Genomic DNA, 20,675 nt, shown 5'->3' on the forward strand with positions numbered 1-20,675 from the left:
TATGGCGGCATTACCAGACAAAGACAAATTGCTGCGCAACTTTTCTCGCTGCGCTAACTGGGAAGAGAAGTATCTCTACATCATTGAACTCGGCCAACGCCTGGCGCCGCTCAGCGCGGAAGAACACATCGCGCAGAATATTATTCAGGGCTGCCAAAGCCAGGTGTGGATCGTGATGGAGCAGGAGCCATCCGGCGTGATTACCCTACGCGGCGATAGCGATGCGGCCATCGTCAAAGGGCTGATTGCGGTAGTATTCATCCTTTATGACCGCATGACCGCGCAGGATATTAGCGAATTCGATGTACGCCCGTGGTTTGAAAAAATGGCGTTGACCCAACATCTTACCCCCTCCCGCTCGCAGGGCCTTGAAGCGATGATCCGCGCAATTCGCGCGAAAGCCACAAATCTTAGCTAGAATAAACAGGTAGATTTCATTCTGTTACGTGCGACGAAGGCGAACGCTTTCGTCGCCGCGCAGATCCTGGCGTTTTATCAGCGAAAGAAGGAATCTCAGTATGAAACGCGCGTCTCTCATCGCAATGTCCCTTCTCGCAGCTCTGAGCGCGCAGCACGGCGCCTGGGCTGTCGATTATCCGCTTCCCCCAGCCAACAGCCGTTTGATTGGCCAAAACCAATACTGGACGGTACAGGAAGGGGATCGCAACCTGCAGGCTATCGCCCGCCATTTCGACACGGCGGCGATGCTGATTCTTGAAGCCAACGATACGATTGCGCCGGTGCAGCCGAAGCCGGGCACACGGGTCTTAATCCCATCGCAGATGCTGCTGCCGGATGTCCCGCGTGAAGGCATTGTCGTCAACCTGGCCGAGCTGCGGCTGTACTATTTCCCGCCGGGGCAAAATCAGGTGCAGGTTTATCCGCTCGGCATTGGCCAGTTGGGGCTGGAAACGCCGGAGATGACCACCCGTGTCGGGCAGAAAATCCCTAACCCGACCTGGACGCCGACTGCCGGTATTCGCGCGCGCTCGCTGGAGAAGGGCATTAAGCTGCCGCCGGTGATCCCCGCCGGGCCCAATAACCCATTAGGCCGCTACGCGCTGCGACTGGCCTACGGTAACGGCGAGTATCTGATCCACGGCACTAATGCGCCTGATAGCGTCGGGCTACGGGTGAGTTCCGGCTGTATGCGAATGAACGCTGACGACATCAAGGCGCTGTTCAGCCAGGTGCGCGCCGGCACGCCGGTACGGATTATCAATCAGCCGGTGAAGTTCGCGGTAGAACCCGATGGTAAACGCTATGTAGAGGTCCACAGGCCGCTTTCGCAAACTGAAGGGGAAAATACCCGGACAATCTCTTACACGCTTCCTGCCGCGTTTCACGCCTTTTCTGACGATAAAGCGGTGGATGACCTGCAACTGAAAAAAGCGCTGTCGCGAAGAGCGGGCTATCCGGTGGTGGTTTCTGAAGGGGCGGGCAGCGCGACGACCGAGCTGTCGGCGCAGAATAGCCAGCAGAATGACACTAAACTGACGCAGTAGGGTAAAACAACAGGCAAAAAAAATGGCGCACAATGTGCGCCATTTTTATTACCAGAACTCTTACTTACGGTAAGAGTGAGCCTGGTTGTCCAGACGCTGGTTAGCGCGAGCTGCGTCGTCTTTAGCAGCCTGAACGTCAGAACGCATTGCGTTCACGTCGTTGCTCAGCTGGTCAACTTTAGCGTTCAGAGTCTGAACGTCAGAAGACAGCTGATCGATTTTAGCATTGCTGGAGCAACCAGCCAGCAGAGTAGAACCCAGGATTACCGCGCCCAGTACCAGTTTAGTACGATTCATTATTAATACCCTCTAGATTGAGTTAATCTCCATGTAGCGTTACAAGTATTACACAAACTTTTTTGGGATGAGAATATTTTTTTTACCCGAATGCACTTATTTTTGATCGTTCGCTCAAAGAAGCATCGAATTCGTAGATCTAGTTTAAAAAGCGCTGTGAAAACAGAAGGCTTCCATCGGATTCATCTTAGATAATCTCTTATTAAATAGTAAAATCCGATTTGCATTTTTATTAAGAACAGCTAGTGAATGAATAAAAAAAAGCGCCCCGACTGGAGCGCTTTAAAAAAAGATAAAATAACCTGTAAATTATTACAGCACGTGCACGGAGGCTGTGTTAGTGGTGCCGCTTGGAACCAGCGCGCCGGAAACCATCACAACCACGTCGCCTTTACGCGCCAGGCCGCTCTGCAGCGCCAGCTCTTTACCCAGGTGGTAGAAATCATCAGTAGAGGCGATCTCTTTCACCAGCTGCGGTACTACGCCTTTGCTCAGGACTAACTGACGGGCGGTGGTTTCGTTGGTGGTCAACGCAAGGATAGTGGCGTCCGGGAAGTATTTACGCACGGCGCGTGCGGATTTACCGCCCTGGGTGGCGACGACAATCAGCGGCGCTTCCAGTTTCTCAGCGGTTTCAACTGCGCCGCGGCAAACCGCTTCGGTGATGCGCAGTTTACGGTTGTCGTTGTTGTAATCCAGACGGCTGGTCATCACGCGGTCGGTACGCTCGCAGATGGTCGCCATAATGGTAACGGCTTCCAGCGGGTATTTACCTTTCGCGGATTCGCCGGACAGCATAACGGCATCGGTGCCGTCGAGGATGGCGTTAGCGACGTCGCCTGCTTCAGCGCGGGTCGGACGCGGGTTTTTGATCATGGAATCCAGCATCTGGGTCGCGGTGATAACGACTTTGCGCGCGCGGATACATTTTTCGATGATCATCTTCTGCGCGAAGATAACTTCTTCTACCGGGATTTCAACGCCCATATCACCACGCGCAACCATGATGCCGTCGGATGCTTCGAGGATTTCGTCGAAGTTGTTCAGGCCTTCCTGGTTTTCAATTTTAGAGATGATCTGGATGTTTTCGCCGCCGTGCGCCTTCAGGTGCTCGCGGATTTCAACCACGTCAGAACGCTTACGGATAAAGGAAGCGGCTACGAAATCAACGCCTTGCTCACAACCGAAGATCAGGTCCTGCTTGTCTTTTTCAGCCAGCGCCGGCAGAGCGATAGAAACGCCCGGCAGGTTAACGCCTTTGTTCTCGCCGAGGTCGCCGTTGTTCAGCACTTTACAGATAACTTTGTTACCTTCGATCGCGGTCACTTCCATGCCGATCAGACCATCGTCGACCAGTACGGTGTTGCCGACGCTCAGGTCGGTGGTGAAGCCTTCGTAGGTCACCGCAACGATTTCATTGTTGCCGACCACGGACTTGTCAGTGGTAAAGGTAAAGGTCTGGCCCGCTTTCAGGGAGACGTCGTTACCGCCTTCCAGCTTGATGGTGCGGATTTCCGGCCCTTTGGTGTCCAGCAGGATTGCGGCTTTCTTACCGGTTTTGTTCATCACATTGCGCAGGTTCTGGATGCGCTGACCGTGTTCCGCATAGTCGCCGTGAGAGAAGTTCAGACGCATGACGTTCATGCCCGCGTCCAGCATTTTGGTCAACATCTCTTCGGATTCGGTTTTCGGACCGATGGTGCAAACAATTTTGGTCTTTTTCATGACAGTCTTAGTCTTTAAGTTGTGAAGGATATGGAAATCTCGCTCCGGGGGCGCACTGCCGCGGAGTCAAACCTGTGTTACGAAAGTTGCAATGCCACGCTCTAAGGATAGGTGACAACAAAAGAGCGTGCAGAAGAATGTGTGCTGGCGGTTCAGCCCATGAAAAGTGGCAATGTTTTGTACGTTTTTTTGTGCAGTCCAATGCGCTGAAACCATTCAAGAAAGAATCGAGGCGCATTATACGCTGCCGAAACGAAAAAGGAAAATAAAAACGGCGTTTCATTTTTAGTGTGATTAATGTAACAAAATTCACACGATTCGCTCGCGAAGCTGCAACACACTTTTGCCGCAGCGGATCAGATTAAACGGCGTTTTATGATATTTACAAACCTATTAAAGGCAGTAAAACGCTTCATTGAGTGGAAAAAAATAGCGCAGTTTGCTTTATTATAAAATCGTATCAATAATGAATTGATTGATAATGATAATTTACGAGTCTTAATAATGGGAAATAAAGCGAAAGACGACGAACTCTATCAGGAAATGTGCCGCGTAGTGGGTAAGGTGGTATTGGAAATGCGCGATCTTGGTCAGGAGCCGAAACATATTGTTATTGCCGGTGTCGTACGCACCGCGCTGGCAAATAGCAAAATTGAACGTTCAGCGCTCACCCGCGAGGCGATGGAAAGGGTGATTCACGCGTTGTCGGGGCACTAAACCCCGCGCCCCGACATAAGTAATGCTTAAGAGATAACGAACCGAATCACCGCTTTTACCGCAATCTCGCAGTGGTGTGAAACCATTGCTTCGTCGTCGATTTCAGGCAGCGGATCGTCGAGATACAGGCTGCTAAAAGTATAAAAATTCGATACCTGATAGAAGCTAAAACTACTGATCAGCCGATGCACGTCGCGCGCCTGCAGACCGGCCTGGAAAATCCCCTGTTGCTGGCCGCGTTGCAGAATATCCTCGATAATCGACAGCGCGGTACGGTTCAGCGGTTTCAGCTCCCCGGAACCCTTCAACCACTTGCCGCGCTGCATGTTTTCCATACAGATAACTCGCATGTAGTCGGCGTGAGTGGCGTGATAGCGCACGCTCCATTTCACCAATTGCACCAGCGCCTCGACCGGCGGCAGGTGCTCCAGCCCCAGCTGTTGTTCCGTTTCACGGATCCGCGCATACACATGTTGCAGTACCGCCTGGTACAGCTGCTCTTTGCTCTTGAAGTAGTAGACCACCATGCGCTTGGTGGTTTGCGCCTCGATGGCGATCTGCTCCATACGCGCGCCGGGGAGGCCATATTCGGCAAACACGGTGATGGCGGCGGCAAAGATGCGCTCTTTCAGGGATTGTGCTTCATCATGAGCAACGAGGGACATAACGACTCCTTTTTCTATGGAGACAAAAAATACACATAATGATCACAATTTAGCAACCAAATCTGGCGCCTGTGAACCAAATGATACATAGTCAGTGCTCATGTCGAATGATGACCCGAGGACTCTTATGTTGCGTTCCATCGCTACCGTCTCGATATCCGGAACTTTACCCGAAAAGCTGCACGCTATCGCCGCGGCCGGTTATCAGGGCGTTGAAATCTTTGAAAACGATCTGCTCTATTATACGGGCACGCCGCGCGATATTCGCAACCTTGCCGCTGAATTAGGGCTAAAAATCACCCTTTTTCAACCCTTTCGCGATTTTGAGGGCGCCAGCCGCGCGCAGTTTGCCGCTAACCTGCAGCGGGCGAAGCGGAAATTCGCCCTGATGCATGAACTGGGTTGCGACACCATGCTGCTCTGTAGCAACGTCCAGCCGGACTGTTCGGCCGATATCGAACTGCAGGTCGCCGACCTGCGCGCGCTGGCCGATCTCGCCGAGCAGGAGGGGGTTGTCATTGGCTACGAAGCGCTGGCGTGGGGTACTCACGTTAACCGCTGGCGTCAGGCATGGGAACGGGTGCAGCGGGTTAACAGCCCGGCGATGGGCATCGTTCTTGATAGTTTCCATATTCTGTCGCTCGGTGATGATCTACAAGGCCTTGCCGAGGTGCCGGTTGAGAAAATCACCTTCCTGCAGCTGGCCGACGCGCCGTTGATGAAGATGGATGTCCTCGAATGGAGCCGTCATTTCCGCTGCTTCCCGGGCCAGGGGCAACTGCCGCTGGTGGATTTCGCCTGTGAACTGACGCGCTGCGGCTATCGCGGACCCTGGTCGCTGGAGATTTTCAATGACGGCTTTCGCGCCTCGCCCACGGGTGCCACGGCGAAAGATGGCTATCGTTCGTTGCTGTGGCTCGAAGAGCAGACCCGTCGGCAGCTTGCGGATAGCGATGCGGAGTTATTTTCGCCACCTGCGCTACCGCACTATGACGGCCTGGAGTTTATTGAATTCGCCGCCAGTCCGGCGGAGTCTGTCGCGCTTGGCCAGCGCCTGGCGCAGTTGGGTTTTAAGCTCCAGGGCAAGCATCGTTCCAAGCAGGTTGCGCTCTGGCGTAATGGCGAGGCGCGGGTGATTGTTAACGCGCAGCCGCACAGCTGGGCCGACCATTTTCATCAGCGCCACGGCATCTCGTTGTGCGCAATGGCGCTGCGGGTGAGCCACAGCGCACCGGTTGTGGAGCGCGCCCGCGCCTACGGTTATGCCACCTGGCAGGGGGATGCCGGTCCTAATGAGAGTTCGATCCCGGCGGTTTGCGCCCCGGATGGCAGCCTGATCTACCTGGTTGAAACCGGTGACGACATCTACGCCCGCGATTTTCATTTGCAGGCAGACGCGCCGCGCGACGACTACTGCGGTATTGACCATCTGGCGTTAGGCATGGAGGCCGATAGCCGCGACAACTGGATTATCTTTTTCCGTACGGTTTTCGGCTTCAGTCTCGAACACGAACAGACGTTGCCCGACCCCTACGGCCTGGTGCGCAGCCTGGCGGTTCATAGCCCGCAGGGCGATATCCGTCTGGCGCTGAATATTTCGCAAAGTCGAGCCACGCAGATAGCGCGTTCGGTCGCCTGTTATCAGGGCGCCGGGCTACAGCACGCCGCTTTTGCCTGCCGCGATTTACCCGCAACGCTCGAAAATCTGCCGCAGGCCGCGCTGAACGCGCTACCGATCCCGGCGAATTACTATGAGGATCTGCTGGCGCGCTTCGGTGGAGAGCCGCAGGTAGAGACGCTGCAACGCCTGCAAATTCTCTACGACCGTGATACCCGCGGCGGCGAATTCCTCCACCTTTATACCCGTCCATTCGCGGCGGGGCGTTTCTTCTTCGAATTGACCGAACGGCGCGGCGGTTACGCCCAGTACGGCGCGGTGAATGCCGCCGTCCGCCTTTCGGCGATGCAGTACAGTTAAACGTAGCAAATGGTTCACAACACAACATCGCAAACACAATAACAACATTCATCTGTACTCAAGACAGGAAACGACTATGAACTCTTATAGCCATAACCAGGCGACGGCGGCGGATACCGCGACCACCGCGCCTCGCTCCCGGCGGCGTATCGGGATTCTGGCGCTGCTGGCCGTCGGCACGATGATTAACTATCTCGACCGCACGGTGCTCGGTATCGCCGCGCCGAAACTGACCGCCGAGCTCGGCATTGATGCCGCCATCATGGGAATTGTCTTTTCGGCCTTTGCCTGGACTTACGCGCTGGCGCAAATCCCCGGCGGTATTTTCCTCGATCGTTTCGGCAATAAGGTGACCTATTTCCTCTCATTGGCGCTGTGGTCGCTGTTCACCTTATTTCACGGTATGGCGATTGGCTTGAAAACGCTGTTGCTGTGTCGCTTCGGGCTTGGTGTCAGTGAAGCGCCCTGTTTTCCGGTCAACAGCAGGGTAGTGAGTACCTGGTTTCCACAGCAGGAGCGCGCGAAGGCCACGGCGGTCTACACCGTCGGCGAATATCTCGGGCTGGCCTGTTTCTCGCCGCTGCTGTTCTGGATTATGGGCAGCTTCGGCTGGCGTGCGCTGTTTATCAGCGTCGGGGTTGTTGGCATCCTGTTCGCGCTGGTCTGGTGGCGTTGCTACCGCGAACCCCATCAGGACAGCCGCCTGAGCGACAGTGAACGCGAACATATTCTTCGCGGCGGCGGACTGGCTACCGCGCAGCAGCAGCAAAACGCTTTTAGCTGGCCGCTGGTGCGCCAGCTGTTGGCAAAACGACAGGTGATTGGCGCCAGCGTCGGTCAATTCGCCGGTAATACCGTGCTGGTCTTCTTTCTGACCTGGTTTCCAACGTATCTGGCGACCGAGCGCCACATGGCGTGGTTGAAAGTGGGCTTCTTCGCCATCCTGCCGTTTCTCGCCGCGGCGGGAGGCGTGCTGTTTGGCGGCTGGCTCTCCGACAAGCTGCTTAAAGCCACCGGTTCGGCCAATCTGGCGCGTAAGCTGCCTATCGTCGTCGGGCTGATGATGGCCAGTAGCATTATTTCCGCCAACTGGCTGCCGAGCGACCTGGCGGTGATCCTGATGATGTCATTCGCCTTCTTTGGCCAGGGAATGGTCGGCCTCGGCTGGACGTTAATTTCCGATATCGCGCCGCAGGGGATGGGCGGGATAACCGCCGGTATCTTTAATTTCTGCACCAATCTGGCGGGGATCCTCACGCCGCTGATTATCGGTTTTATCGTTGCCGCTTCCGGTAGTTTTTTCTACGCGCTGGTCTATATCGGCGGCGCGGCGCTGCTTGGCGTAGTGGCCTATCTGTTTATTCTTGGCGATGTCAAACGCATCGAACTTTCGCAGTAACAACAGGAGTAGGGCATGATCATTAGTGGTCATACGCGGCTGATAGCGCATCTTGGTTATCCGACCGCCAGTTTTAAAGCGCCGATGATTTATAACCCATGGCTGGCCCATTGCGAGGCGGACGTCAAAGTGGTGCCGATGGGGGTGAAGCCGGAGGATTACGCGGCGCTGGTGCCAGCGCTGTTTTCCATGACTAACATCGTCGGCGCGCTGGTCACCATGCCGCATAAAATGGCGACCTGTGGGTTGGTCGACCAGTTGAGCCCGACGGCGGCAATCGCCGGCGCCTGCAACGCCATCCGCCGCGAAGCCGACGGCAGCCTGCTCGGCGATATGTTCGATGGCGCAGGCTTTGTGCTGGGGATTACGCGCAAAGGCTTTCAACCACAAGGGGCGCGGGCGCAGGTGTTCGGCTGCGGCGGCGTCGGCTCGGCGATTGCCGCATCGCTGGCGGCCGCCGGGATCAGTACCTTGACGCTGTTCGACACCTGTGTAGCCGCCGCCGAGGCGCTGGCGCAGCGGCTGCATCAGCACTATCCGCGTCTGGAGATCGTTCTGATGCAGTGCGATCCCGCCGCGCAGGATCTGGTGGTCAACGCCACGCCGCTGGGCATGAAAGCGGCTGATCCGCTACCGCTGGATGTTTCGCGCCTGTCGCCGCGTACCTGGGTCGGCGAGGTGGTGATGAGCGTTGAATATACTCCGCTACTGCGGGCGGCGCAGGCGCTGGGGTGCCCGATTCAGCGCGGTACCGATATGCTGTTCGAGATGATCCCAGCCTATCTCGAGTTCTTCCAACTGCCGGTGGCGACGCCGGAACAGCTGCGTGAACGGGCGGAAATTCGCTACTGAATCAGCAAAAAAGGCGTTACCCTAGCGCTATATTCTCATCTTTATAGCGATTGTTGTGATGACCACTTCATTGACCCTGCTGGCGGCGGGAAGCCTGAAAAGCGCTTTCCTCCCGCTGCTGGCGCGATTTCAGCAGCTTAGCGGCATTCTGGTCGAGGCGCAGTTCGGCCCGGCCGGTCTGCTGCGCGAACGCATTGAAGGCGGCGAACGCTGCTCGCTGTTCGCCTGTGCGAATACCGAACACCCTCAGGCGCTGCTGCAGGCTGGGCTTGCGATAAAATGCTGTTCGTTTGCCGCTAACCGACTGATGCTGACCGTGCGCCGCACGCCTGATACCGATCGCGCTGACTGGCTGGCGTTACTGCACGATTCTCGGCTGCGGCTGGCGACCTCGACGCCGGGCTGCGATCCTTCCGGCGATTACACCTGGCAGCTTTTTGCCCGTCTTGAGGCCAGCTATCCGGGCCTCGGACGGACGTTGATGGCCCGGGCGCAGCAGCTGGTCGGCGGTCGGGCGTCGCTCACTGTACCGTCGGGCGCTACCGCAGGGGCATGGCTAATTGGCGAAGACTTTGCCGATCTGTTTATCGGCTACGCCCACTATGCGGTTCAGATGACGGAGAGCGCGCAGTTTCGCACATTACTCATTCCCGAGCCGTGGAATATTCGCTGCGAATATCAGCTGGCGGAAATTGAGGAGAGCGCCGCCGCGCGGCAGCTACGGCGCTTTATCACCGCTGAGGAAGGGCAGAATTTTCTGCGCGCGGCAGGATTTTTGACCGTTAGCGATGGATCGTAAACTGCGGCACCAGTAATGGCACTGCGCTACCGGGATGGTCGATTTTGTGAACCGGCAGGCCGTAGGCACGCTGCAGGTTCGCTTCGCTGAGTACCGCGAACGACTCTCCCGCCAGCCATTCGCCGCCGGGCAACAGCAGCAGGGTGTGGCTGGCTATCTGCAGAGCATGAGTCGGGTCATGGGTGGTGAATACCACGGTGCGCCTCTGCCGATGAGCAAGATTGCTAATCAGCTGTAATACAACCTGTTGATTAGCCAGATCCAGCGCCGAACAGGGTTCGTCTAACAGAATATTTTGACTGGCGCCGACCAGCGCGCGGGCAATGAGCACCAACTGCTGCTGGCCGCCGGACAGGGCGCGAAAAAGCCGATTGGCCAGCGCGGCGATCCCCAGCAGCGCCAGCGCCTGTTGAACCTCCCGCTCATCTTCCGGCCCCGGCTGCGCGAACAGATCGACGAGTCGCGCGCGGCCCATCAGCACCACATCCCGTACCCGCCAGCCAAACGCCGGGCGGAACGATTGCGGCACGATGGCGATGCCGCCTTCTACGTTAAACTGCCCGCCGAGCGGCGGCAGGACGCCGGTCAGGGTATCCAGTAGCGTACTTTTGCCGCGACCGTTGGCGCCCAGTATCGCCCAGATTTGCCCGTGACGGCACTGCATTGACAGCGGGGAGAAGAGCGGCTGACGATGACCATAGCGCAGGGCGTCCAGTGATAATGAAATGTTCATTGGGCCACTCCGCGGCGTTGGGACCGAATGAGTAAAAGGGTAAACAGCGGCGCGCCGAGCAGGGCGGTAATAATGCCAATCGGAATCTCCACCTGGGTTAAGGTGCGCGCCAGGTCGTCCACCACCACCATAAACGCGCCGCCGAGCCAGAATGCCGTTGGCAGCAGGCGGCGGTGATCGGCGCCGACCAGCAGTCGCGCCAGATGCGGAATCACCAGCCCAACCCAGGCGATGCTGCCGCTGACCGCGACCTGGGCGGCGACCAGCACCGCGCAGCAAACCAACACTCCGCGGCGCAATGTGGTCACCGAAACGCCAAGACCGCGCGCATCTTTATCATCCAGCGCCAGCAGGTTGATACGCCAGCGCAGCTTTAGCAGGATAACGGCGGCGACGGCGACCGGCAGCGCCATGGACAGTACTTTATGCCAGTTAGCAGTGGCAAAGCTGCCGAGCAGCCAGAAAACGATATTCGGCAGGGTTTCTTCCGTGTCGGCAAGGTACTGCATCAGGCTGACCAGCGCGGCAAAGAAACCGCTGAGAATAATGCCGGAAAGGATCAGCGCTAGCGTGTTTTCACGCCCTTGCAGCCTGGCAATCAGATAAACCAACGCCAGCGCGGCGAGGCCGAAGAAGAAGGTACACCCCATCATCGATATGATGTCAAAACCCAGCAGGATCGCCAGTGTGCCGCCGAAGGCGGAGCCGGAGGTCACGCCGATGATATGCGGGTCGACCAGCGGGTTGTGGAATACGCCTTGTAAAGTCGCGCCGCATAGCCCCAGCGAGCCGCCGGCCAGCAGCGCCATCGCTACCCTGGGAAGCCTGACTGACCAGACTATCTGCCCGGCGATGCCGCTATCGGGCGCGCCATGCGTAAGCTCATGAAAGACCTCATTCAGGCTGAGGTGGTACTGCCCCAGGCATAGCGAAGCGATAGCGATAAACAACGTCGCCGCCGCCAGTCCGCCGTGCAGCAGGGCCCAGTGAAGGTTACTGCGCATTCGGCGTCCATTTCACGCGGTAGAAGCGTTGATAGTAATCCTGCGCTTTCGCATCGACATCGACGTTCCGGTAGCGGGAAGGATAGAGCTTTTTCGCCATCCACAGTTCGCCTATCGCCAGCGCTTCCGGCATTGGGTAGCCCCAGGCCTTGGCGTATTCCGGCATCAGCCATACCCGGTGGTTTTTCACCGCGTCTATCGCTTGCCATTGCGGGTCGTTTTCAATCTGTTTGACCACCTGCGGATAGCGGTCCTGGACGAAGATCACCTCAGGGTTCCACTGCAGAACCTGTTCCAGCGAGACCTGACGGGCACCCTTAACCGTCGCGGCCGCAACGTTCAGCGCCCCGGCATGTTTCATCATCAGCCCGGTATATTTGTCGGAGCCGTAAGTGTTGAGATCTGGATTGGCCATATACACGCGCACCCGCTGGCTGTCAGGGATACCGGCGACCGGGGCGTTAGCTTCTGCCCGTGCCGCGAAGGTGTAATCAATCAGCGCTTCGGCCTGGCTTTGGCGTTCGACGACTTCGCCAATCAGGCGGATCCCCTGTTTAAGCCCGTCGTTATAGGCCTGCTCTTCATTGGCCATTGTCGGGTTCATTTTGTTTTTCTCGCCCGCCGCGTCCTGACGCAGGGATATCGCGACGACCGGAACCCCGGCGTTTTGGATCTGCTGGATCATCGCCTGCGGCGCGTAATTGGCGACGAACACCACCTGCGGATGCAGCGCCAGCAGGCTTTCGATATTGACCTGAGTTAAATCGCCCGGCGTCGGCAGATTTTCAATAGCGGGCATAAAGCGGACAAACTGCGGCCCGAGCTGTTTTTTCCAGCTGCTTAACACGCCGACGATATCGTCGCCGGCATTCAACTGGACCAGGAGATTTAGCGTCTGGTGCTGCAGGACGACCGCGCGGGTGATGTGGTCCGGCAGCGTAACCTGGCGGCCTAGTTGGTCGGTGACGGTGCGGTCGGCAAAGGCCTGGCTGGTGAACAGGCTGGCGCTGAACAACGTTAGCGCCAAAAGTAAACGGTGTGGTGACATGGATTAACCCGGTTGGATAAGAATAAGCGATATATATTAAATTATATAGCGATGCCGGGAACAAAGCATCCACATCTTGCGTATCGAGCGGCTTTGACCTACGGTAAATCCACCACCAATCCATTCATGCGCCGTTATGTCTTATCCATCCCGCTTATTAAGTGATATCCCCGGTATTCGTTACGCTTTTCTCGATGTGCACGAAACCGCCGCTTTTCCGTACAGCGAAATGGCGCCGGTTAAGCTGGTGCACGGCAATGTTGTTCATCATTATCAGGGGCCGCAGGCAGAGCGGCCGCATGCCGATGCTGTATTTACGGCTCTGCGTGGGCAAAAGGTCGGCGTCGTCACCGCCGACTGTTTACCGCTGTTAATGGCCTCGCGGGATGGGCGCTATGTTTGCAGCGTGCATGCCGGCTGGCGAGGAGCGGCCAGCGGCATTATCGAAAACAGCCTGGCGCTATTTCGCCAGCATCATGTGGCAATAGAAGACGTTGTGGTGGTCTGCGGGCCGCATATTCACGCCTGCTGCTATGAGGTTTCGGCCGAGTTTTATCAGTTGCTGTTGACCATGCCGGCGGGCAAGCTGGCAAAACGGTACAATGACGAGCTGTTTCATCAGCGCCTCGCCCCGCCAGAAACCAGGCAAGCGCAGGCGACCGGGAACGATAATCTGTGGTTCGATCTCCGCGCGCTGGCGCAGCGGGTGCTGCAACAGGCCGGGGTGGCGGCGGAAAATACCGAATGGCTGGGAAGCTGTACCTACTGCACGCCGCAGGCGCTCGGCTCGTACCGTCGGCGCACCCATTTTCCGGCGGCGAAAACCTTCCAGTATTCATGGATTATGCGCGAATGAGATAAAATGATGTTTGCTGATGTGTAACATTGGCGCACGCTTGCTATCTCTACGGTCCTTCAAACAAGGAGGATCGTAAAATGAAAGCTAACTCAGTTGTACTGGCCCTGACCCCGCTGCTGGCCGCCAGCGCTTTTTCCGCCCATGCAGGACCGCAAGCCCAGGCGGTATGCGGTTACAGCCACACTCTTGGCGACGACGCGATTATGATGTTCGGTATGCCAAACCAGGCGATGTGGCATGATTTCTTCGGCAATACCCACACCGACGCGGTCTCAACTTATCAAACCCTGCGCGCGCAGCCGGAAACCACCTGTGATAACAAGGCCGATAGTTCTGCCTATTGGGCGCCGTCAATGAAGTTGCCGGATGGACAAATTGTCACTCCGGCTTATCAGAAAACCTATTACCAGGCGACCAAAGTCGAACAGTATCCGCTGCATCCTTTCCCGTCGGGGTTAGAGCTGCTGGCTGGCGACCACCACGGCACTGCGCCGAGCTCACGGATAACCTTCCTGTGCGCTAACGGTAAAGGCTATAGCAACAAGGCAGGTGAGGTTTGCGGCCTACGTAAAGCGGGCGACGCGGTGCAGTTTAATATCGGTATTCAGTTCCCCAACTGCTGGGATGGCGTCAACCTGAAGCCGAGCCACGGTCACAGCAACGCCGCCTATGATGTCAACGGTGCCTGCCCGGCCGACTATCCGGTAAAAATCCCGACGGTTAATATGAATATCGCCTACGTGCTGCCGCAGATTAAATCACTGGACACGGCGAAAATTGAGCTGTCGATGGACCCGGTTATGAAGGGCGATAAACGTGAAGAGAAGTGGGGCAGCATCTATACTGCCCATGCTGATTTCATGAACGGCTGGACGGTCGAGGGCGCGCACTTCATGACCGAACACTGTATGAATGAAGGCATGGATTGCGGGACCAACGTGCCTTATAGCTTCTCGCTGGCGGAAGAAAACGCGGTGGTCGAGAGCGCGCAGCCGAATGTTAACTTCGGGGCGCCTGGAGCGCTGCAGATTTCCGATAACTGGAAGAACGGTGGCCGTACCAGCAACCCGGAAACCCTGACCCTGGTGAAGTTTAAAATCCCGGCGCTGCCGAAAGATCAGGATGCGTCGCTGTTTAAATATCGCCTGCGTCTGTACGGCGGCAAAGTGGAAACTAACGGCGCGGACCAGATCTTCTTCTACCCGGCCAGTAATGACTGGAGCGCGGCGAGCGTGACCTGGAAGCATCGCCCGACCTGCAGCTACAACTCTGATGCTCAACTGTATCTCAATTCATCTCGTGAGTATCGGATGGTGGATATCGATAAAGCGGTGCGTAAGGCGCTGGCGGAAGGGAAAACCGAGATCTCCTGGTACATCGGCGGCGACCGTCAGGGCAACCACTATCAGTTTGACGCCGCAGCGGCGCAGAAGCAGCCGATCCTGATGCTGGTTGGCTTTAAAACCACCCCGGAAATTTAATTTCCAATAAAGGTAAGCTATTCCCGGTGGCCGTGTCGCCACCGGGTTTGTGACTTACAACACTTTAAAGCCGTGGGTACCATCGCGCGCTAATTGTTCCACCAGGCCATACTCCCAGTCGAGATAAGCCTGCATTGCCTCAGCGGAGTTATCGGTTCCTTCATAAGGCCGTCGATAGCGATCGCCGCGCGGCGTTGCCAGATGCGTCTCGCCCTGTTCCAGCGCCAGCCCGGCATCAATCCACGCCAGCGTCCCGCCGCTTAATAGTTGTACCGGCTTACCGGTCAATGCCGCGACTTCAGGTACGGCATAGCGGGCCAGCAGACTGCTGCCGCAGGTGACAACGTAACGTTTTGCGGAAGGGATGAGCTCAAGCGCCTGACGCAGCTGTGAACGCGCCAGCCACCAGGCACCGGGGATATGCCGTGCGACATAGTTAGCGCTGGTGGTGAAATCCAGTACCACGGTGCCGGGTTCGCGCAATTGTTCCGCTAACTGCGCTGGGGTTATCTCCTCAGCCTGCGGCGCCGGCGGTACGCTGGCGGGCGGAACGCCGCGTTCGCTCAATTGCTCCACGCGGACATCGCGTAATACCGCCACTTCCCAGCCCATTTGCGCCAGCCAGGACGCCGCGATTGGCGCGCGTATCTCATCGTCGGAGACCAGCACAATCCGCGCTCCGCGTACGCTGGCATAATGATCGGTTTCCTGCACCAGCTGGCCGCCGGGGGCATTCACGCTGTGCGGCAGATGGCCTGCGGCATACTCCTCGGGGCTGCGAACATCAAACAGATAGGTGGTGCGGCTCGGCTGCTGTTGCCAGCGGGCTAAAGTCGGGGCATCAATGAAGGCCACGCCAGCGCGCTCGGCCAACTGCGTCACCGCAGCTACGCGTTGCGCTGAGGCGCGGAAATCGGTGTCGTAGCGACGCTGTTGGCCGTGCTCGAGTTCCAGTCCGGCTAAGGTCCAGCCGATGGTACCGTTGCGCAGTGCGTATACCGGATTAGCTAAGCCGGCATTGCGCAGCGATTGGGTACCGACAATGCTGCGGGTACGACCGGCGCAGTTAACGATCACTGTCGTTTGCGCCGACGGCAGCAGGCCTTCGATGCGTAACGCCAGCTCCCCGCCGGGCACGCTGATGCTGCCGGGAATATTCATCGTTTGATACTCATCGAAACGCCGCGCGTCGACCACCACGACCGGCTGGGGACCCTCGATCAGCGCCTTCACTTCCTCGGCGTTCAACGAGGGCGTCTGGCGCTCGCTCTCTACCAGCTCGCCGAACGCTTTGCTCGGTGAGTTAACGTCCTGAAAGAGCTCGCCGCCACTGCGCTGCCAGCCCGTCAGGCCGCCTGCCAGTAGCGCGACATCCTGATAGCCCCAGCGTTGCAGCCGTTCAAGGGCCTGCTCCGCGAGACCTTCGCCGTTATCGTAGAGGGTAATCGGCGTCGTCAGGCGCGGCACGCGGCGAAAAATCTCCAGCTCCAGCTTGCTGAGCGGCAAATTAGCGGCAAACAGCGGATGGTGAGTGGCAAATACGGCCTCTTCGCGAACATCGATGAGCGCCACTTCTGCGCCATCGATTAGCGCCTGGCGTACCTCGGCTGGCTGGCGATAATTGTAGTCAGGCATATTCATTATCCTTTGAGAGATCCCAGATATTGGGCAAGTGACGGTTGGAGTAACCGGAGACGAAAGGTTTGGCGATCCCATCCGCGGTATAAACCGCACGCCTGACGCCGCCGATGTTAGCGCCGTAGACGTGAATACTGATTGAGACGTGGTCAGCGAGCGCGTTACTCACCCGATGAATATCGCCATCGCGGGATGAGACTTTTTCTACCTTGCCGGGAGAAAGCCGTTCAGCAGGGCCAGTGGCGATCGGCAAACCGCGTTCGTCGAGTCGGTAGCGCTGGTTCTCCTCCGCGCCGCGCAACATACCGATGGCTCCCCATACCCGATGGTCATGAATCGGCGTCGATTGCCCCGGCCCCCAGACGAAGCTGACAATCGAAAAACGTTGGCCGGAATCGGCATGCAGCAAATACTGCTGATAGTGGTGGGGATGCGGCAGGGTGTACTCTTCCGGCAACCAGTCGTCTTTTTGCACCAGCGAAGCCAGGCGCACGGCGACGGCGTCGAGTAGGGTGGCCTCATCGGTAAACTGGCGATGCAGGGCATCAAGGTCTTGAATGAACTGGCGTAATTTTTCCACTCGCGGTGCGGTCATGGTGATTTCCTGTTGTCGGGACTGGTCATTACGCTAGCAAAGGCGTTAATATAATTAAAATGCAATTTCCGCATATATTAATATGCAAAAATCACATTAAGGATTGTATGCGTATCGATGACATTGATGCTCTGCTGGCTACCGTGCAGTTTTCCTCTCTGAATCAGGCGGCGGAATACCTTGGCATTACCCAATCGGCGATTACCCGTCGGCTCCAGCGTCTGGAGCAAACCCTCAATGTGACGCTGCTGGAGCGCCAGACCCGGCCCCTGACGCTCACCGCCGCCGGACATCGGGTGTATGAGCAGTGCCTGAGCATCAAGCGGGAAACCAAAAAGCTGTACGGGCTGCTCGATCCGGAGGCGGAGCCGCAGGGCGTTCTGCGTCTCGGCGTGCCGCAGAGCGTGGCGGAAATCGCCCTCCAGCCGGCGCTGAGCGCGCTACGCCAGCAGTTCCCGGCCCTGGAGCCGCAGGTGACCTGCGGCTGGAGCGGGCTGCTGCAAAAACGGCTGGAGAGCGTCGAACTGGATGGCGTGCTGGCGATGGGACCACAACAGCAGCGCTTTGCTGACGGCTACAGCGGAAGGCTGCTGTGTCCGCTGGATATCGTGGTCATCGCGGCGAAAAGCTGGCGACTGCACGCCGGGGCGCTGCGCGACTGTGCGCAGCGAGGCTGGGTACTGAATCCCGACGGCTGCGGCCTGCGGGCCGGGCTAATCCGCGAACTGCAATCGCAGGGGCTGCGGCTTGCGCTGAACGTCGAGACCGCCGGCGCCCAGCTGCAAATCAGCCTGGTGGCGCAGGGGCTGGGGCTTGGACTGGTGCCTCGCGCCGCGCTGGCCGCCAGCCCGTGGCGCGATGAAGTGACCACGCTTGCGCTCGCGGATTTTCAGCCGGAAGTGCATCTGTGGCTGGTAAACGCGCAGAATCTGGCTAATCTGAGCCAGCCGCTGACTTTTTTTGCCGGAAAAATTGTGCAGCAACTTAACGCATCTGATTGAAAGATATCTATAAATTTTTAAATGCTTATTCTGCATATTAAGTTATGATAAAAATGCATTTCGATCATTAAGTGCCTGTGTATAGGGTAATGAAAACGCGCCGCCGCCGCGGCCCATTCATTACCTTGCTACCAGGAGTTCTGTATGAGCATTCAGTTTCTCGGCATGATCGGCCACCGCCTGTCGTCAGAAACCATCGCCCCGGTAGGGCCGATTTTTGACCGTGATTATATTGTGCGCTTCGCGCAAACACATGAAGCCGCGGGGTTTGACCGTCTGCTGGTGGGGCATTGGTCCGATCAACCCGACGGCTTTTTGGTGACCGCGCTGGCGGGGTTGTCGACACAAAAGATAGCTTTCCTGCTGGCGCACCGCCCCGGTTTTGTCTCGCCAACTCTCGCCGCGCGTAAATTTGCCACTCTTGAACATCTGCTTGGCGGCCGGCTGGCGGTACATATTATCAGCGGCGGCAATGATGCCGAGCAGCGCCGTGACGGCGATTATCTCGACCACGACCAGCGCTATGCGCGCACCGACGCCTTCCTCGATACCATCCGCAAAGTCTGGACCGCCGAACAGCCGGTGGACATCGACAATGATTTTTATCAGGCGCAACAGGCCTGGTCGGCGATTCGCACGCTGCAGAAACCGCATATTCCCCTCTATTTCGGTGGCTCGTCGGAGGCGGCAATTACGGTTGCCGGTAAACACGCTAACGTCTTCGCGCTATGGGGGGAGTCGCTGGCGCAGACTGCGGAAACTATCCAGCGGGTACGGGCCGAAGCGGCAAAACATCAGCGCGAGATCGGTTTCAGCGTGTCGTTCCGGCCGATTATCGCCGATAGCGAAGCGGAAGCCTGGGAGAAGGCCGAGCATATTCTGCATGTCGCCACCGAGCGGGCGGCGCAGAACGACGGGGGCTTTAAAGCCAAGCCCGATAGCGTTGGCGCGCAGCGTCTGCGGGCTACGGCGGCGCAGGGCAAAGTGGTGGATAAACGCCTGTGGACCGGCATCGCGCAGCTGGTGGGCGGCGGCCACAACTCCACCGCGCTGGTCGGTACGCCGGAGCAGGTTGCCGATGCGCTGCTCGACTACTACGACCTCGGCGTGCGTAACTTCCTGATCCGCGGATTCGATCCGCTGAACGATGCGCAGGAGTATGGCAAAGCGCTGCTGCCGATTACCCGCGAAAAAGCCGCGCTGCGCGCCGTGGCGGAGCGTGCATCGTGAGTCATCGCCCAATCGCAGATTGGCCACGGCAGCTTGCCGAGATCCGCCAACTGATGGCGGAAGAGGCGGCCAGCCTTGATGCCAGCGGCGATTTTCCCCGTCGCAATATTGACGTTCTGCGCCGACGCGGATTTTTAAGCCTTGCCGTACCGCAGCAGTACGGCGGACCTGGTGCCAGTTTAGCCGAGCTGCAACAGGCTATCGCCGCCATCGCCTGGGGCGAACCGGCAACCGCGCTGATTGTCTGCATGCAGTATCTGCATCATCTGCGGCTGGCGGAAAATACGCACTGGGCAGAGCCGCTACGCCAGCGCGTATTTGATGATGCGCTCACAAACGGCGGGTTGATCAATAGCCTGCGCGTCGAACCGGATCTGGGCTCTCCGGCGCGCGGCGGCCTGCCGCAAACGATAGCCAGCCGTAACAGCCGGGGCTGGCTGATTAACGGCCACAAAATTTATACCACCGGTATCGAAGGATTGAGCTGGCTGGCGCTGTGGGCGCGCAGCGACGACAACCCGCCGCTGGTCGGTAGCTGGCTGGTTCCTGCCGACAGCGAGGGCATCAGCGTGGTGAAAAGCTGGGATCACCTCGGCATGCGGGCCACCGGCAGTCACGAGGTGGTGCTGAAAAACGTGCAGGTGTCCGCCGGGCACGCGGTAGACGTTTGGCCCACCGACGAGCCGCCCGCGCCGGACGCCGAACAGTTTCGTCTGTTTGCCAACCGTCATACGGCGCTACTGGCGGCGATTTACGATAGCGTGGCCCGTGCGGCGCGCGACTGGCTTGTCGTGTGGCTCGGCCCGCGGGTCCCCGGCAATCTTGGGCAAGCGCTTTCCAGCCTGCCGCGGGTACAGGAAAAAGTGGGGCAGATCGAAGGGCTGCTGCTGGTTAACCGCGCGCTGCTGGAGAATGCCGCGAAGCTCGGCTTTTCCGTTATTGAGGCCAATCTGGCGAAAGTCACTGTCACCGACAACGCCATTCAGACGGTCAACCTGGCGCTTGAACTCACCGGCAATCATGGTTTAAGCCGGCAACATCCTCTGGAACGCCACTATCGCAACGTCCTGTGCGGGCGGGTACATACGCCGCAGAACGACAGCGCGTGGCAGGCGGCGGGTAAACACGCTTTTCAACAACAAGGATAAT

20 protein-coding genes and 2 pseudogenes are annotated in these 20,675 nt (G+C 57.8%); 13 read left to right on the plus strand and 9 right to left on the minus strand.

What is annotated here, in order from left to right:
* Nucleotide 1 precedes the first annotated feature (1 nt).
* Both sufE and ldtE read left to right on the plus strand, forming a co-directional pair.
* A complete protein-coding gene (gene sufE, locus AC2CGP_RS22310) occupies nt 2-418 on the plus strand; it encodes a cysteine desulfuration protein SufE (RefSeq protein WP_126033760.1) in 417 nt (138 codons plus the stop codon).
* 100 nt (nt 419-518) lie between these two features.
* Nucleotides 519-1,505, plus strand: a complete 987-nt coding sequence (gene ldtE / locus AC2CGP_RS22315) for a L,D-transpeptidase LdtE (RefSeq protein ID WP_213198239.1) — start codon at nt 519-521, stop codon at nt 1,503-1,505.
* A 60-nt stretch (nt 1,506-1,565) separates the two neighbouring features.
* On the opposite strand, the gene AC2CGP_RS22320 is transcribed toward ldtE, so the two are convergent.
* The 3 genes and pseudogenes from AC2CGP_RS22320 to ynhH form a co-directional block, all read right to left on the minus strand.
* Nucleotides 1,566-1,802, minus strand: a complete 237-nt coding sequence (locus tag AC2CGP_RS22320) for a major outer membrane lipoprotein (RefSeq protein ID WP_002908860.1) — start codon at nt 1,800-1,802, stop codon at nt 1,566-1,568.
* 312 nt (nt 1,803-2,114) lie between these two features.
* Nucleotides 2,115-3,527 (minus strand): pyruvate kinase PykF, encoded by a 1,413-nt coding sequence (pykF, locus tag AC2CGP_RS22325; RefSeq protein ID WP_015705134.1) that lies wholly within the window; start codon nt 3,525-3,527, stop codon nt 2,115-2,117.
* Between the two features lie 7 nt (nt 3,528-3,534).
* Nucleotides 3,535-3,669, minus strand: a pseudogene (gene ynhH, locus AC2CGP_RS22330) (protein YnhH); the annotation flags it as partial.
* Here ynhH and AC2CGP_RS22335 point away from each other — a divergent pair.
* Both AC2CGP_RS22335 and fumD read left to right on the plus strand, forming a co-directional pair.
* Complete coding sequence (locus AC2CGP_RS22335; protein ID WP_161799851.1) at nt 3,665-3,796, plus strand: hypothetical protein; 132 nt, start codon at nt 3,665-3,667, stop codon at nt 3,794-3,796. The pseudogene ynhH and the gene AC2CGP_RS22335 overlap by 5 nt on opposite strands.
* A gap of 235 nt (nt 3,797-4,031) precedes the next feature.
* On the plus strand, nt 4,032-4,244 hold the full coding sequence (fumD, locus tag AC2CGP_RS22340) for a fumarate hydratase FumD (protein WP_015367006.1): 213 nt from the start codon (nt 4,032-4,034) through the stop codon (nt 4,242-4,244).
* Between the two features lie 26 nt (nt 4,245-4,270).
* Here the strand turns inward: fumD and AC2CGP_RS22345 are convergent, their stop codons facing one another.
* Nucleotides 4,271-4,909 carry a TetR family transcriptional regulator gene (locus tag AC2CGP_RS22345; protein ID WP_015367005.1) on the minus strand — a complete coding sequence of 213 codons (639 nt, stop codon included), beginning with the start codon at nt 4,907-4,909 and terminating at the stop codon, nt 4,271-4,273.
* Between the two features lie 127 nt (nt 4,910-5,036).
* On the opposite strand from AC2CGP_RS22345, the gene AC2CGP_RS22350 reads away from it, so the two are divergent.
* From AC2CGP_RS22350 to AC2CGP_RS22365, 4 genes are all read left to right on the plus strand, one after another.
* Nucleotides 5,037-6,887, plus strand: coding sequence for a bifunctional sugar phosphate isomerase/epimerase/4-hydroxyphenylpyruvate dioxygenase family protein (locus tag AC2CGP_RS22350; protein WP_213759709.1), 1,851 nt, complete (start codon nt 5,037-5,039; stop codon nt 6,885-6,887).
* 76 nt (nt 6,888-6,963) lie between these two features.
* Complete coding sequence (locus AC2CGP_RS22355) at nt 6,964-8,286, plus strand: MFS transporter (protein WP_213759708.1); 1,323 nt, start codon at nt 6,964-6,966, stop codon at nt 8,284-8,286.
* A 15-nt stretch (nt 8,287-8,301) separates the two neighbouring features.
* Complete coding sequence (locus tag AC2CGP_RS22360) at nt 8,302-9,138, plus strand: shikimate dehydrogenase family protein (protein ID WP_213759707.1); 837 nt, start codon at nt 8,302-8,304, stop codon at nt 9,136-9,138.
* 55 nt (nt 9,139-9,193) lie between these two features.
* Nucleotides 9,194-9,937 (plus strand): substrate-binding domain-containing protein, encoded by a 744-nt coding sequence (locus AC2CGP_RS22365; RefSeq protein WP_227508699.1) that lies wholly within the window; start codon nt 9,194-9,196, stop codon nt 9,935-9,937.
* Here AC2CGP_RS22365 and AC2CGP_RS22370 read toward each other — a convergent pair.
* The 3 genes from AC2CGP_RS22370 to AC2CGP_RS22380 are packed head-to-tail and all read right to left on the minus strand — an operon-like array spanning nt 9,921 to nt 12,722.
* Complete coding sequence (locus AC2CGP_RS22370; RefSeq protein ID WP_213759706.1) at nt 9,921-10,670, minus strand: ABC transporter ATP-binding protein; 750 nt, start codon at nt 10,668-10,670, stop codon at nt 9,921-9,923. The two genes, AC2CGP_RS22365 and AC2CGP_RS22370, sit on opposite strands and share 17 nt — an antisense overlap.
* A complete protein-coding gene (locus tag AC2CGP_RS22375) occupies nt 10,667-11,674 on the minus strand; it encodes a FecCD family ABC transporter permease (RefSeq protein ID WP_100279869.1) in 1,008 nt (335 codons plus the stop codon). The genes AC2CGP_RS22370 and AC2CGP_RS22375 overlap by 4 nt, the downstream gene beginning before the upstream one ends.
* Nucleotides 11,664-12,722, minus strand: coding sequence for an ABC transporter substrate-binding protein (locus AC2CGP_RS22380; RefSeq protein ID WP_213759705.1), 1,059 nt, complete (start codon nt 12,720-12,722; stop codon nt 11,664-11,666). The genes AC2CGP_RS22375 and AC2CGP_RS22380 overlap by 11 nt, the downstream gene beginning before the upstream one ends.
* Nucleotides 12,723-12,858: 136 nt before the next feature.
* Here AC2CGP_RS22380 and AC2CGP_RS22385 point away from each other — a divergent pair, with 136 nt between their 5' ends.
* Complete coding sequence (locus AC2CGP_RS22385) at nt 12,859-13,578, plus strand: purine nucleoside phosphorylase YfiH/LACC1 family protein (protein WP_047079740.1); 720 nt, start codon at nt 12,859-12,861, stop codon at nt 13,576-13,578.
* An 80-nt stretch (nt 13,579-13,658) separates the two neighbouring features.
* Complete coding sequence (locus tag AC2CGP_RS22390) at nt 13,659-15,062, plus strand: CBM96 family carbohydrate-binding protein (protein ID WP_180244009.1); 1,404 nt, start codon at nt 13,659-13,661, stop codon at nt 15,060-15,062.
* Between the two features lie 54 nt (nt 15,063-15,116).
* Here the strand turns inward: AC2CGP_RS22390 and AC2CGP_RS22395 are convergent, their stop codons facing one another.
* Entirely contained in the window at nt 15,117-16,697 is a 1,581-nt protein-coding gene (locus AC2CGP_RS22395; RefSeq protein ID WP_213759704.1) for a rhodanese homology domain-containing protein, read from the minus strand.
* Nucleotides 16,690-17,295, minus strand: a complete 606-nt coding sequence (locus AC2CGP_RS22400; protein WP_015366994.1) for a cysteine dioxygenase family protein — start codon at nt 17,293-17,295, stop codon at nt 16,690-16,692. The genes AC2CGP_RS22395 and AC2CGP_RS22400 overlap by 8 nt, the downstream gene beginning before the upstream one ends.
* A 107-nt stretch (nt 17,296-17,402) precedes the next feature.
* On the opposite strand from AC2CGP_RS22400, the gene AC2CGP_RS22405 reads away from it, so the two are divergent.
* The 3 genes and pseudogenes from AC2CGP_RS22405 (at nt 17,403) to AC2CGP_RS22415 (ending at nt 20,674) form a co-directional block, all read left to right on the plus strand.
* Entirely contained in the window at nt 17,403-18,296 is an 894-nt protein-coding gene (locus AC2CGP_RS22405; protein WP_126028797.1) for a LysR family transcriptional regulator, read from the plus strand.
* A 144-nt stretch (nt 18,297-18,440) separates the two neighbouring features.
* Nucleotides 18,441-19,533: pseudogene (locus tag AC2CGP_RS22410) on the plus strand (LLM class flavin-dependent oxidoreductase); the annotation flags it as partial.
* 46 nt (nt 19,534-19,579) lie between these two features.
* Nucleotides 19,580-20,674 (plus strand): acyl-CoA dehydrogenase family protein, encoded by a 1,095-nt coding sequence (locus tag AC2CGP_RS22415; protein ID WP_164518337.1) that lies wholly within the window; start codon nt 19,580-19,582, stop codon nt 20,672-20,674.
* The last annotated feature ends 1 nt before the right edge of the window (nt 20,675 follow it).

The sequence above is a fragment of the Klebsiella sp. SYXHC3 genome (genome assembly GCF_057196925.1).

Excerpts from the sequence above, each read along its gene's own strand:
- fumD (WP_015367006.1), top strand. The coding sequence starts at position 4,032 with ATGGGAAATAAAGCGAAAGACGACGAACTCTATCAGGAAATGTGCCGC.
- AC2CGP_RS22370 (WP_213759706.1), bottom strand. The coding sequence starts at position 10,670 with ATGAACATTTCATTATCACTGGACGCCCTGCGCTATGGTCATCGTCAG.
- ldtE (WP_213198239.1), top strand. The coding sequence starts at position 519 with ATGAAACGCGCGTCTCTCATCGCAATGTCCCTTCTCGCAGCTCTGAGC.
- AC2CGP_RS22380 (WP_213759705.1), bottom strand. The coding sequence starts at position 12,722 with ATGTCACCACACCGTTTACTTTTGGCGCTAACGTTGTTCAGCGCCAGC.
- AC2CGP_RS22375 (WP_100279869.1), bottom strand. The coding sequence starts at position 11,674 with ATGCGCAGTAACCTTCACTGGGCCCTGCTGCACGGCGGACTGGCGGCG.
- AC2CGP_RS22345 (WP_015367005.1), bottom strand. The coding sequence starts at position 4,909 with ATGTCCCTCGTTGCTCATGATGAAGCACAATCCCTGAAAGAGCGCATC.
- sufE (WP_126033760.1), top strand. The coding sequence starts at position 2 with ATGGCGGCATTACCAGACAAAGACAAATTGCTGCGCAACTTTTCTCGC.
- AC2CGP_RS22320 (WP_002908860.1), bottom strand. The coding sequence starts at position 1,802 with ATGAATCGTACTAAACTGGTACTGGGCGCGGTAATCCTGGGTTCTACT.
- AC2CGP_RS22355 (WP_213759708.1), top strand. The coding sequence starts at position 6,964 with ATGAACTCTTATAGCCATAACCAGGCGACGGCGGCGGATACCGCGACC.
- AC2CGP_RS22415 (WP_164518337.1), top strand. The coding sequence starts at position 19,580 with ATGGCGGAAGAGGCGGCCAGCCTTGATGCCAGCGGCGATTTTCCCCGT.
- AC2CGP_RS22400 (WP_015366994.1), bottom strand. The coding sequence starts at position 17,295 with ATGACCGCACCGCGAGTGGAAAAATTACGCCAGTTCATTCAAGACCTT.
- AC2CGP_RS22390 (WP_180244009.1), top strand. The coding sequence starts at position 13,659 with ATGAAAGCTAACTCAGTTGTACTGGCCCTGACCCCGCTGCTGGCCGCC.
- AC2CGP_RS22405 (WP_126028797.1), top strand. The coding sequence starts at position 17,403 with ATGCGTATCGATGACATTGATGCTCTGCTGGCTACCGTGCAGTTTTCC.
- AC2CGP_RS22335 (WP_161799851.1), top strand. The coding sequence starts at position 3,665 with ATGTGTGCTGGCGGTTCAGCCCATGAAAAGTGGCAATGTTTTGTACGT.
- AC2CGP_RS22385 (WP_047079740.1), top strand. The coding sequence starts at position 12,859 with ATGTCTTATCCATCCCGCTTATTAAGTGATATCCCCGGTATTCGTTAC.
- AC2CGP_RS22395 (WP_213759704.1), bottom strand. The coding sequence starts at position 16,697 with ATGCCTGACTACAATTATCGCCAGCCAGCCGAGGTACGCCAGGCGCTA.
- pykF (WP_015705134.1), bottom strand. The coding sequence starts at position 3,527 with ATGAAAAAGACCAAAATTGTTTGCACCATCGGTCCGAAAACCGAATCC.
- AC2CGP_RS22360 (WP_213759707.1), top strand. The coding sequence starts at position 8,302 with ATGATCATTAGTGGTCATACGCGGCTGATAGCGCATCTTGGTTATCCG.
- AC2CGP_RS22350 (WP_213759709.1), top strand. The coding sequence starts at position 5,037 with ATGTTGCGTTCCATCGCTACCGTCTCGATATCCGGAACTTTACCCGAA.